The organism is Lysobacter sp. N42, from assembly GCF_004344885.1.
The window spans coordinates 1-11,265 of sequence record NZ_SKFB01000065.1; the positions used below are offsets into that span (position 1 = coordinate 1).

Genomic DNA, 11,265 nt, shown 5'->3' on the forward strand with positions numbered 1-11,265 from the left:
GTCCTTGCGCGGCATCTTGGCCACGCGCACGGACAGGTCGAGGATGCGGCGCTCGTGCTCCTTCACCTTGGCCACCGGTTCGCAGGTGTCCAGGCGCATCTCGCAGGCCTGCGCGGCCGTCGGGCTGCGGCCATCGAGGGCGGTGGTGCGCAACGGCGCGCAGCGCGGCGCGGGCTCGGCGCTGTCGCCGTAGTAGCGCTCGCCGTCCCAGGTCCGGCAGGCATGCAGGGGCGGCGCCGGGGCCGCGGCGAGCTCGACGATGGCCGGTGCGGCAGCGACGGGCGCCGGCGCCGACAGCGTGCCCGGTGCGGCCGGGGCTGCGGCGGGCGGCGCAGCCGGGGCCGGCGGCGGCGCCGGTGCTCGCGGCGCCTCCAGCACGCGGCGCTGCTCGCGCGTGCCCTTGGGGCAGCGCTGCCCGTTCTGCAGCATGACCGAGCCGTCGGCGGCGACGCAGCGGTAGATGACCACGTCCTGCGCGGCGGCGCGCGGCACCGGCGCCGCCAGCCACAGGGCCGCGGCGATGGCGGTCGTCACCGGCAGTGCGCGCAGGCCGCCAGGCGCGCCGGTCACCGCCCGCACTCCGCGGCCAGGCGCGCATCGATGCCGCGCTGTTCGCGCACGATGGCCTCGCGCTCGCTCTGCAGCGCGCTGTTGTAGCGGCGGTCGAGCGCATCGCGCCGGTCCCGCAGCCGCGCACAGGCTTCGGCGGCCGGCAGCGGGTGGCAGACGTCGCGGATCCAGGTCCCCGCCGGCGGATAGGCCGTCGCCGGGCCGACCACCGTTCCGGGCACGCGCCACTGGCGCCCGCCTTCGATGCGAATGCGCGTGCCGCCCTCGCGGTGGTCCAGGCGCCCGTGGTAGCCGCCGTGGACCTGCGGGGCGACGACGACGGGATAGCCCAGCGTCCACAGCGGCACCCAGCGCGGATTGCCCTCGGGCGATTCGCTGGTGTAGCGCTCGCCGTCGGGCGTGGTGCATTCGTAGGTCGGGCGCGGCGGGGTGACGTAGACCACGCGCGGCAGCACCGGCGCGGCGTCCACCGTCGCGCGGGCGGGCGCGGGCCGCGGCGCGGTGGCGACCTCGCGCCGTGGCGGCGGGTCGGTGGGTCGCAGCATCGACCGCACCTGCTGGCGTTCGCCCTTGCGGCAGGGCGAGTCGCGCAGGCTCAGGCGGCCCGACGCGTCGGTGCAGCGGTAGATGGTGACCTGCGCCTGCGCCGCCGCCGGCGGCGTCCACGCCGGGCTCAGCGCGAGCGGCAGGGCCAGGAGGGCGGCGCGCGGGCTCATGGGTACATCTTGCGCGCGCGACGCGCCACGGCGAAGCGAAGGCGCGGCCCGGCGTCGGGCGGTTCAGCGGCGGGACGGTGGCGCGCGGCTACTCGCGCAGCACCTCGCCGGTGCGCGCGTCGCGGATCGCCGTCGGCGCCGCCAGGCCGCCGGTCTCGCCCTCGCACACGCCGTCCACCAGCGCCAGCAGGGCGGGCGAGAGCCCCTCGCGCCGGAACGCAGGCGGCTCGCCGGTGAGGTTGGCGCTGGTGGAGACGATCGGCCCTCCCAACGCGCGGCACAGCGCGGCCACCACCGGGTGCGCGCTCACCCGTACCGCGATGCTGTCGCGGCCGCCCGTGACCCAGGCCGGCACCGCGGCGCTCGCCGGCACCACCCAGGTGTTCGGGCCGGGCCAGGACGCGAGCACGGCCTCGCGGCGCGCATCGGGCAGGGCGTCCCAGTCGACCACCGCCGCCAGTTGGGCGACCTCGGCCGCGACGAGGATCAGGCCCTTCTCGACCGGCCGCCGCTTGATCGCCAGCAGCCGGTGGACGGCCTCGCCGTCGAAGGGGATGCAGCCCAGGCCCCAGACCGCCTCGGTCGGGTAGGCGAGCACCCCGCCGCGGATCAGCAGGGCGACGGCCGACGGGACGTTGAGCTCAGAAGCGTTCATCGGACGGGCGGAAATGCGGCGGTTGCAGGATCAGAACGGCGCGTCGTCGTCGGCCGCGCGCGCAGTGGCGCGCGTGGCGGGCGCCTTTCCGGTGGCGGCCTTCTTCGCCGCCACCTTCTTGGCCGCGGTCTTCTTCGCGGTCGCCTTCCTGGTGGACGCCTTCTTCGCCACGGTCTTCTTGGCCGCCGCCTTCTTCGCGACCTTGCGCGCAGGCGCCGCATCGGCCGTCTTCTTCGCCGCGACCTTCTTGGTCGCCTTCTTCGCGAAGCGGGCACGCACCGGCTTGCCGGTGGCTTCCAGCAGCTGCTGGGCTTCCTCCAGCGTGAGCGAGGCCGGGTCGCGGTCCTTGGGGATGCGGCCGTTCATGCGCCCGTCCGACAGGTACGGCCCGAAGCGCCCGTTGAGCACCTGCACGTCGAACCCGTCCCACTGCTTGATGACGCGGTTGCGGGCGATCTCCTCCTTCTGCTCGATCAGCTCGACCGCGCGCTCGAAGGAGATGCTGTAGGGATCGTCCTCCTTGGCCAGCGAGGCATAGGTCGAGCCGCGCTTGGCGAAGGCGCCGAAGCGCCCGATGCCCACCGTCACCTTCTCGCCATTGCTCTCGCCCAGCGTGCGCGGCAGGCCGAACAGCTCCAGCGCCTCCTCCAGCGAGATCGAGTAGATGCTCTGGCCGGGTTTCAGCGAGGCGAACTGCGGCTTCTCCTCTTCCTCGCTGGTGCCGATCTGCACCAGCGGGCCGAACTTGCCGATGCGCGCGCTGACCTGGCGGCCGGTCTTGGGGTCGGTGCCGAGCACGCGCACGGAGCCGGCATCGGTGCGGTCGATGTTGTCCTTCTTGTCGTCCACGAGCTGCTTGAACGACTTCCAGAACCGCTCCATCAGCGGCACCCATTCCTCCTCGCCGCGGCTCACCGCATCGAGCTCGTCCTCGAGCTTGGCGGTGAAGTCGTAGTCGACGTAGCGGGTGAAGTGCGCGGACAGGAACTTGCTCACCGCGCGGCCCACGTCGGTCGGGCGGAAGCGGCGGTTCTCGAGCTCGACGTACTTGCGCGCCTGCAGGGTGGAGATGATCGAGGCGTAGGTGGACGGCCGGCCGATGCCGTACTCCTCCAGCGCCTTCACCAGCGAGGCCTCCGAATAGCGCGGCGGCGGCTCGGTGAAATGCTGGTCGGCCACGACGCGGTTGAGCGGCAGGCGCTCGCCCGGCTTCATCGCCGGCAGCTTGCGGCCTTCCTCGTCGTCCTCCGCGCTCTTCGTGTCCTTGCCTTCCTCGTAGACGGCCAGGAAGCCCGGGTCGACCACCGTGGTGCCCGACACGCGGAAGCTGTGCTCGCTGCCCGCGGCCAGGTCCACGCTCACGGTATTGAGCGTGGCCGGCACCATCTGCGAGGCCACCGCGCGCTTCCAGATCAGCTCGTACAGCCGGCGCTCGTCGTCGGGCAGGAACTTCGCCACCGACGCCGGTGTGCGCAGCGCCGAGCTCGGGCGGATCGCCTCGTGCGCTTCCTGCGCGTTCTTGGATTTCGTGGTGTAGACGTTGGGCTTGTCCGGCACCGCCCGCGTGCCGAAGTCGCGCGCGATCACGTCGCGGATCTCGGCGATGGCGTCCTGCGAGAGGTTCACCGAGTCGGTACGCATGTAGGTAATGAGGCCGACGGTGCCTTCCGGCCCCAGCGGTAAACCTTCATAGAGCTTCTGCGCGACCTGCATGGTGCGGCGCGTGGTGAAGCCGAGCTTGCGCGCGGCCTCCTGCTGCAAGGTCGACGTGATGAACGGCGGCGAGGGGCGGCGCTTGCGCTCCTTGCTGGTGACGTCGGTGACCTGCAGCATGCCGTTCGCGTCGCGCACGATGCGCTCGCGCGCGGCGTGCGCGTCAGTTTCATTCGTCAGCGTGAACTGCTCGACCTTCTTCCCGTCGAGCCTGGTGAGTTTGGCGTCGAACTGCTGCGACGGATGCGCGACCTCGGCCTCGATCGTCCAGTACTCGCGCGCGACGAAGGCTTCGATCTCCTCCTCGCGCTCGACGATCATCCGCAGCGCCGGCGACTGCACGCGCCCGGCGGAAAGTCCGCGCTGCACCTTGCGCCACAGCACCGGCGACAGATTGAAGCCGACCAGGTAATCCAGCGCGCGGCGCGCCTGCTGCGCGTCCACCAGCGGCTCGGCGATGGCGCGCGGCTTCGTCATGGCCTCCTTGATCGCGCGCGGCGTGATCTCGGTGAACACCACGCGCTCGAGCGGCTTGTCCTTCAGCAGGCCGCGCTCTTTCAGGATCTCGGCGATGTGCCAGCTGATCGCCTCGCCCTCGCGGTCCGGGTCGGTCGCCAGATACAGGTGGTCGGCCTGCCTGGCCGCCTTGGCGATGGCGTCGACGTGCTTCTCGTTCTTGTCGATCAGCTCGTAGCGCATGGCGAAGCCGTGCTCGGGATCGACCGCGCCCTCCTTGGGGACCAGGTCGCGCACGTGGCCGTACGACGCCAGGACGGTGAAGTCCTTGCCCAGGTACTTGTTGATCGTCTTGGCCTTGGCGGGCGATTCGACGATGAGGAGGTTCTTGGCCATGGCGGCTCCGTGGGGCGCCATCCCCGGTCGCGAAGGCTGCGCGACCGGGCGGGAGGTGGCGTGAAGGAAATCGGGAAAAACCGGGGCGGAAAAGCGGCGACGCCCGCGGATGGCTCCGCGGGCGACCCCGAGCGCGGTGCGCTCATTCCTTATTTAGTGTCGCCATACCGCGGCCGCGGCTGTCAAGCCGCGGGCGGCAGGTCAGCTGCTGGCGCCGAGGATGCCGGCCCCGATGGCGATCGCGAACACGCCGACAAGCAGCAGCGCGTACAGCACCAGCACCACGATGGACGCGGTGTTCAGCTCCTCGCGCTGCAGGTGGCCGGTGGCGGTGTAGGCGTGCTGGTCGACCACCACCGTGTCGCAGATGAGGTCGTGCAGGGCCTGCCGGCGCTCGGTGACCGCGGTCATGATCGCCGAGGCCAGCGCGCCCAGGCCGCAGGTCAGGGCGAAGGTCGCGGCCATGGCCACGTAGCGCAGCGCCGCGCGCCAGAAGCCCACGGGGCTGCCGTCGCCGCGCACCAGCTTCACGTCGGCCATGCGCTTGCCCAGCGTGGCCTGCCAGGACGAGGACTGCATCCACCCGAAGTACAGCGCCGGCACGCCCAGCATCACGCCGTAGATGCCGGCCATCATGCCCAGGCCCAGGCCGGCGGAGGCGTCCGGGCCCAGTCCGGAAAGGCCGGCCATGCCCACGCCCATCACCATCACCAACGGGATCAGCAGGGCATAGGAGAGGATGGTGGTGGCGAAGCTGTCGACGATGCTGGCCGCGAAGCGCTTGAGAAAGCCCGCATAGACCACGCGGCCGCCCTGCACCACCCCCGGCGCCATGGCGACGGCCGCCGACGGCGCGGCGTAGGGCGAGCGCGGCTCGGCCATCGCGTACGGGTTGACGCCCTCGCGTGCGGCCAGGGCCGGGTCCACGGGCGCGGGTGCCGCGAAGCGGGCGGGCCCGCCGCGGCCGAGGACCTCGTCCATCACCTCCCGCCAGGGCTTCCAGTCCGGCATGCCCTCGCGCCAGACCAGCACCTCCGGCGCGAGCTGGCCGTTGTCGTGCAGCAGGGCGAGGTCGGCGGCGGCGACCGGGCCGAGGCGGTTGCGCTGGGTGTCGCTGTAGTACCAGGCGGTCATGGCGTGCTCGTGTCAGGTCCGGTGCCGCGGCAGGCGGCGGAACGGTAGTTGCGCGGCAGGTCGCCGCCGGTGCAGTCCCAGGCACCCCCGGCAGCAGGCGGGGCCACATGGACGATGGTGCTGCCATCGACCTTGGGGTCGACGCCCTGGATGGCGATCTCGAAGGCGCAGCGCCCGTCCTCCAGCCGGCCCACGCGCACGCCCTGGGCGGCCTCGCCTTCCAGCCCGGCTTCCAGCGGTTCCTCCGGGCAGCGCCCCAAGGCCTCGCGGGCGCGCTCGGTGCCCATGCGCAGCGCGGCCTCGCGCGGGGCGAGGTAACCGGCCAGCTTCGCGCGCACGGTGTACTCCCGGTAGGCCGGCAGCGCGATGGCGGCCAGGATGGCGGTCATCGGCACGGCGAGCACGCCCACCACGATCAGCGCGACCAGGCAGCCGCTCATGCGCCGGCGCTGCGGCGCGGCGTGGCCAGCGCCGTAGGCGGCGTCCGCGTAGCCGGCAGCCATCGGCGCCATCGCGACGGCGGGCGCGGCCGGCAGCGGCGGTGGCAGCGAGGCGTCGGGCGTGACCGAGAACAGGTCGACCTCGTCGGCCACCCGCTCCAGCGGCTGCCATTCGCGCAGGCCCTCGCGCCAGACCAGCGTGTCGCGCTGGATGCGGCGTTCCCTGTAACGGCGGCGAAGCTCGTCGGCCGACAACGGCCCGATCCGCCCCTCCCCGGGGGCGTGGTAGAACCAGCTCAAGTTGATTTCCCCGGAAGACAGGCGACGCCGTCGCCCCTCCCCGGGCAACGGCCGCTCTAATGTACCGGCTCGGGCTCGTCCTCGGACACCTGCGTCTGCATCCAGGCGTACGCGGCCTCGCTGCCCGGCTGGCCGAACAGCGCCATCAGCACCACCCACTTGAGGTCGTCCAGGTCGATGGCGTCCTGCTCCAGCGCCAGCGCGCGGTCGAGCACCAGCTCGCGCTGGCTGGCATCGATCACCCCGTGCTGCTCGAGGAACATCAGGAAGCCGCGGGCCTCCACGTCCAGGCGCTCGAGCTCGTCGCCGCCGTAGATGCGCACCGGCCCGTTCGCGCGGGCGTGCGCCACCGCCGGGCGCTGGCGCGCCAGCGCGTCCAGCCAGTCGAAGGCCTTGTGGATCTCGGCATGCGAGAACCCGGCCTCGGCCAGCTCGGCGAGCAGGGCATGGCTGCGCAGCGTCTCGCCGTCGCCCATCCGCTCCGCGTCGGCGTCCAGCAGGTGCTCGAACAGGAACAGCAGGACGTCGAGGATGTTCTCTTTCATGGCCCCGTCCCCTGTTGCGGTGCGGCGCGCGCGGCGCCCGGCAGGCGGTCCCTCGCGACACGTTCAGCCCAGCCGCACGTAGCGGCCGTGCTCGCGGGCGATGCGCCCGTCGAGCTCCATGGCCAGCAGCATGGGGGACAGCTCCAGCAGCGTCAATCCGGTGCGCTCGGCGAGTTCGTCCATATCCGTGGGGTCAAAGCCCATGGCCTGCCACAGCATCTGGTGGGCGGCCGGCATGTCGGCAGGGGCCTCGGCCGCCGCCGCGGGCCCGTCCGGGCACAGGCGCTCCAGGGCGCGCCGGGCCTCGATCGCGGCGTCCTGCGCCAGGGCCTCGACCACCTCCGCCGGCGTCTCGACCAGCGTCGCGCCCTCGCGGATCAGGCGATGGCAGCCGCGGGCCAGCGGGTTGCGAATCGAGCCGGGAAGCGCGAAGACCTCGCGCCCGGCCTCCGCCGCCAGGCGCGCGGTGATCAGCGCGCCGGAACGCTCGGCGGCCTCGATCACCACCGTGCCCAGGCAGAGCGCGGCCAGCAGCCGGTTGCGCGAGGGGAAGTGCTCGCGCCGCGGCCGCGTGCCCGGCGGGTGTTCGCTGACCAGCAGGCCGCGGTCGGCCAGGCGCGCATGGAGGGCGGTGTTGTCCAGCGGGTAGACCACGTCGGGGCCGGTGCCCAGTACCGCGAAGGTGGGCCCGCCGGCGTCCAGCACCGCGGCATGCGCGGCCGCATCGATGCCCGCCGCCATCCCGCTGCCGACCACGAACCCGGCCTGCGCGAAGGCGCGGGCGAACTCCGCGGCGTGCTGGACGCCGCCGGGGGTGGGGGCGCGACTGCCGACCACCGCGATCGACGGGCGCCACAGCAGGCTCGCGTCGCCGGCGACGAACAGCGCCAGCGGCGGGCCGGGCGCCTGCGCAAGCGCCGGCGGGTAGTCGGTACCGGTGCAGGCCAGCACCGAATGGCCGGGTTCGGCGAGCCAGGCCTCGAGCCGCCCGGCCAGCCCATCGGGCGGCGCGCGCAGGAAGGCGGCCTGCGACGGGGTGAGCTGGCAGGCACGCCAGAGCGCGCGGTCGGCGAGCGCCTCGGCCGGGTCCGGCGCCTGTTCCAGCAGGCGCCGGCGCGGGGCGACGGGGCCACCCGCGGCGGCGAGCAGGGCGAGGGCGAGCACGGGATCCATGCCGCCAGCGTCGCCCGGAAACGACGACGGCGCCCTCGGGCGCCGTCGCGTGAAGCGGTCGGAAAAAGCCCGAGGGCTCAGTAGGCCGCGTCCGGATGCTTGAGTTCGTAGCCGACGCGGGTGGGGCGGATGCCGTCCATGACCAGGGCGTAGCTGACCTTGTCGAAGGTGCGGAACACCATCAGGTGGCCGGAGAACTCGTCGGGCAGGCGCACGCGGTGGGCGCGCCCGACGCTGGTCGGGTCGCGCTCGCCGCCGACCTTCACCGTGTCGGCCGCCGTCTGGCCCATGCGCCAGGCCGAGAACACCGTCCCGTTGTCGACGCCGTCACGCGCGCCCACCGACAGCGCCACCACGTCGCGCGGGCCGCCGGCAGTGAGCATGTCGGTCACCGCGATCACGCGGGCGCGGCCGTAGTCGAACTGCGCCTTGGGCGGGTGCGGGAAGAACTGCAGGTCGTAGGGCTGGGCCTCGACCGGCACCAGCCGGTCACCGACGCGGATCTCGCGGCCGAACCCGTCCATCACCAGGGTGGCGGCCTCGATGCCGCCCACCGCGCCGCGGCTGATCGTGCCCACGCCCTGCTGCATCAGCTCGTAGCCCAGGATCTCGCTGCCCTTGCGCGGCACCAGCATGCTGGACCAGAGCGGGTCGACGCCGGCCACCGCATCGAGGTTGGTGCCGGCGATGCGGCCGCCGCGGAAGTCGAGGTCGGCCTTGGTGAAGATGTCGCAGCACTGCGTGCGGTCGATGCGGCCGTAGCGGAAGGTCGGGCGCACCACCGCGTAGCGCGTGCCGGGCTGTGCGTTGTCCAGGCCCTTGACGTAGACGACCTGGCCGCCGGTGGCGCGCAGGCGGTCCTCCTCGAGGCCGACCACGTGCGGCAGCTGCTCGAACGAATCGACCACGCGCAGGTTCTTCAGGAAGGGCTCGACGTCGGCCAGCGGCACGCCCGTCACCGGCGCCTCGGTGCGCGGGCCGGGCTGTACGGCCACGCGGTCGAGGTAGGCCAGCGAGATCACGTCGCCCGGGTAGATCAGGTGCGGGTTGCGGATCTGCGGATTGGCCTGCCAGATCTCGGGCCACAGCCACGGGCGCTTGAGGAAGCGGCCGGCGATGTCCCACAGCGTGTCGCCACGCTTGACCGTGTAGGTGTCCGGATGGCCGTCGCGGAAGTCCTGCGAGACGGCGTAGGCGGCGACGGTCAGCAGCGCGGCGGCTGCGACCGCGCGGAGCGGTTTGATCATGTCCATGGACCTGGTTCCCCGACAGGCGGGCCCAACAGAGGGGCTGGGGCACTATAGCCCACGCTCCGGCGACGATGGCAACGCCCCGCGGGCGGTAGAATGCCGGCCCGTCTTGCGGTTGTGACGGCTGCCCCCATTTCCTTTCGCATGCCCCTGGGGCATGCCTGCCGCCGGTCCGCGCGCGGCACTCTCTGGTGATCCGCCATGGCCCAGCTCGAAATCCTCGAATTCCCCGACCCCCGCCTGCGGACGGTCGCCAGGCCGGTCGACCCGGCGCAGGTGACCACGCCGGAGTTCCAGTCGCTGCTCGGCGACATGTTCGAGACCATGTACGAGGCCCCGGGCATCGGCCTGGCCGCCAGCCAGGTGGACGTGCACCAGCGCTTCATGGTCATCGACGTCTCCGAGGACCGCAGCCAGCCGCTGGTCTTCGTGAACCCCGAGATCCTCGAGCGCGATGGCGAGCAGGTCTACCAGGAAGGCTGCCTCTCGGTGCCGGGCATCTTCGCCGACGTCACCCGCGCCAATTCGATCAGGGTGCGCGCGATCGGCCGCGACGGTGCGCCCTTCGAGATGCAGGCCGACGGTCTGCTGGCGGTCTGCATCCAGCACGAGATGGACCACCTCGCCGGCAAGCTGTTCGTCGACTACCTCTCCCCGCTCAAGCGCGAGATGGTGCGCAAGAAGCTGGCCAAGCGGCAGCGGCAGTCGGCGTGAGGAGCCGGCATTCGGCATTCGGGATTCGGGATTCGGGATTCGGGATTCGTAAATCGCATGCGCCCTCCCTGGCCTCGTCGAGTGCGTGCGACCTTGCCGTGAGATGCGCGGCTTCTGCGAATCCCTAGTCCCCAATCCCGAATCACGGCTCCCATGAGAATCGTCTTCGCCGGTACCCCCGAATTCGCCGTGCCCTGCCTGCGCGCCGCGGCCAACGTGGGCGAGGTCGTGGGCGTGTACACGCAGCCCGACCGCCCGGCCGGGCGTGGGCGCGGGCTCACGCCGTCGCCGGTCAAGAAGGAGGCGCTGCTGCGCGGCTTTCCGGTGCTGCAGCCGGAGAACTTCCGCTCGCGCGAGTCGAAGGACGCGCTGCGCGCATTGCGGCCGGACGTGATGGTGGTGGTGGCCTACGGGCTGATCTTGCCGCAGTCGGTGCTCGACATCCCGGTGGAAGGCTGCTGGAACGTGCATGCCTCGCTGCTGCCGCGCTGGCGCGGCGCCGCGCCGATCCAGCGCGCGATCGAGGCTGGCGACGCCGAGACCGGCGTCTGCCTGATGCGCATGGAGCGCGGGCTCGACACCGGCCCGGTGCTGCTGTCGCAGTCCACGCCCATCGGCGCCGACGAGACCGGCGGCCAGCTGCACGACCGCCTCGCCGCGCTCGGCGCGCAGGTGCTCGCCGACGGCCTGGCGCTGCTGCGCGCGGGCATCCGGCCCGTGCCGCAGCCGCAACCGGCCGAGGGCGTGACCTACGCGCACAAGCTGGACAAGCAGGAGGCGCGGCTGGACTGGTCGCAGCCGGCCGCCGTGCTCGCCAACAAGGTGCGCGCGTTCAATCCCTGGCCCATGGCCGAGGCGCAGCTGGCCGGCGAGCGCGTGCGCGTGCACGGCGCGGTCGCATTGGACGAGGTGCACGACGCGAGCCCCGGCTGCGTGCTGCGTGCGACGCGCGAGGGCATCGACATCGCCTGCGGGCGCGGCGTGCTGCGCGTGCGCCTGCTGCAGCGCGAGGGCGGGCGCGCGATCACCGCCGCGGACTTCCTCAACGCGCGCCAGGATCTGCGCGTCGCATGAGGCCTGGCGCGGCAGGCGCGGTTTCTGCGTCGGGCGTGGATGCGGGCGCTGCCCCGCGGCCCGCGCGGGGCTTGCCGCCCGCGGACGGCGCGGGGCGTCCGGGCGCCCGTCCCCGCGCTTGGGCTGGAC

10 protein-coding genes and 1 pseudogene are annotated in these 11,265 nt (G+C 72.8%); 2 read left to right on the top strand and 9 right to left on the bottom strand.

Annotated features, from left to right (window positions below; translation table 11 throughout):
* From EYQ95_RS24935 to EYQ95_RS24975, 9 genes and pseudogenes are all read right to left on the bottom strand, one after another.
* Positions 1-570, bottom strand: a pseudogene (locus EYQ95_RS24935) (sigma-70 non-essential region-containing protein); the annotation flags it as partial.
* Entirely contained in the window at positions 567-1,286 is a 720-nt protein-coding gene (locus EYQ95_RS24940; protein ID WP_132331706.1) for a DUF4124 domain-containing protein, read from the bottom strand. The pseudogene EYQ95_RS24935 and the gene EYQ95_RS24940, both read right to left, overlap by 4 nt.
* An 88-nt stretch (positions 1,287-1,374) precedes the next feature.
* Positions 1,375-1,941, bottom strand: a complete 567-nt coding sequence (locus EYQ95_RS24945) for an L-threonylcarbamoyladenylate synthase (protein WP_132331708.1) — start codon at positions 1,939-1,941, stop codon at positions 1,375-1,377.
* 30 nt (positions 1,942-1,971) lie between these two features.
* The gene (locus EYQ95_RS24950) at positions 1,972-4,506 is read right to left on the bottom strand and encodes a DNA topoisomerase I (RefSeq protein ID WP_132331710.1); all 2,535 of its coding nucleotides are present in this window, start codon (positions 4,504-4,506) and stop codon (positions 1,972-1,974) included.
* A 201-nt stretch (positions 4,507-4,707) separates the two neighbouring features.
* Positions 4,708-5,640, bottom strand: coding sequence for an RDD family protein (locus tag EYQ95_RS24955; protein WP_132331712.1), 933 nt, complete (start codon positions 5,638-5,640; stop codon positions 4,708-4,710).
* Complete coding sequence (locus EYQ95_RS24960) at positions 5,637-6,380, bottom strand: GYF domain-containing protein (RefSeq protein ID WP_165924859.1); 744 nt, start codon at positions 6,378-6,380, stop codon at positions 5,637-5,639. Before EYQ95_RS24960 ends, EYQ95_RS24955 begins: the two co-directional genes overlap by 4 nt.
* Before the next feature lie 56 nt (positions 6,381-6,436).
* Positions 6,437-6,925 carry a DUF494 family protein gene (locus tag EYQ95_RS24965; protein ID WP_132331716.1) on the bottom strand — a complete coding sequence of 163 codons (489 nt, stop codon included), beginning with the start codon at positions 6,923-6,925 and terminating at the stop codon, positions 6,437-6,439.
* 63 nt (positions 6,926-6,988) lie between these two features.
* Positions 6,989-8,098: a DNA-processing protein DprA gene (gene dprA / locus EYQ95_RS24970; RefSeq protein WP_132331718.1), complete on the bottom strand. Its 1,110-nt coding sequence runs from the start codon at positions 8,096-8,098 to the stop codon at positions 6,989-6,991.
* A 77-nt stretch (positions 8,099-8,175) separates the two neighbouring features.
* Positions 8,176-9,345 (bottom strand): LysM peptidoglycan-binding domain-containing protein, encoded by a 1,170-nt coding sequence (locus EYQ95_RS24975; protein ID WP_132331724.1) that lies wholly within the window; start codon positions 9,343-9,345, stop codon positions 8,176-8,178.
* A 204-nt stretch (positions 9,346-9,549) separates the two neighbouring features.
* On the opposite strand from EYQ95_RS24975, the gene def reads away from it, so the two are divergent.
* The gene (gene def, locus EYQ95_RS24980; RefSeq protein ID WP_132331720.1) at positions 9,550-10,062 is read left to right on the top strand and encodes a peptide deformylase; all 513 of its coding nucleotides are present in this window, start codon (positions 9,550-9,552) and stop codon (positions 10,060-10,062) included.
* 153 nt (positions 10,063-10,215) lie between these two features.
* Positions 10,216-11,136, top strand: coding sequence for a methionyl-tRNA formyltransferase (gene fmt / locus EYQ95_RS24985; RefSeq protein WP_132331722.1), 921 nt, complete (start codon positions 10,216-10,218; stop codon positions 11,134-11,136).
* Positions 11,137-11,265 lie beyond the last annotated feature (129 nt).

Bases quoted from the DNA above. Each gene is read 5' to 3' on its own strand.
- fmt (WP_132331722.1), top strand. From the start codon at position 10,216: ATGAGAATCGTCTTCGCCGGTACCCCCGAATTCGCCGTGCCCTGCCTG.
- EYQ95_RS24945 (WP_132331708.1), bottom strand. From the start codon at position 1,941: ATGAACGCTTCTGAGCTCAACGTCCCGTCGGCCGTCGCCCTGCTGATC.
- EYQ95_RS24965 (WP_132331716.1), bottom strand. From the start codon at position 6,925: ATGAAAGAGAACATCCTCGACGTCCTGCTGTTCCTGTTCGAGCACCTG.
- EYQ95_RS24940 (WP_132331706.1), bottom strand. From the start codon at position 1,286: ATGAGCCCGCGCGCCGCCCTCCTGGCCCTGCCGCTCGCGCTGAGCCCG.
- def (WP_132331720.1), top strand. From the start codon at position 9,550: ATGGCCCAGCTCGAAATCCTCGAATTCCCCGACCCCCGCCTGCGGACG.
- EYQ95_RS24975 (WP_132331724.1), bottom strand. From the start codon at position 9,345: ATGATCAAACCGCTCCGCGCGGTCGCAGCCGCCGCGCTGCTGACCGTC.
- EYQ95_RS24955 (WP_132331712.1), bottom strand. From the start codon at position 5,640: ATGACCGCCTGGTACTACAGCGACACCCAGCGCAACCGCCTCGGCCCG.
- dprA (WP_132331718.1), bottom strand. From the start codon at position 8,098: ATGGATCCCGTGCTCGCCCTCGCCCTGCTCGCCGCCGCGGGTGGCCCC.
- EYQ95_RS24950 (WP_132331710.1), bottom strand. From the start codon at position 4,506: ATGGCCAAGAACCTCCTCATCGTCGAATCGCCCGCCAAGGCCAAGACG.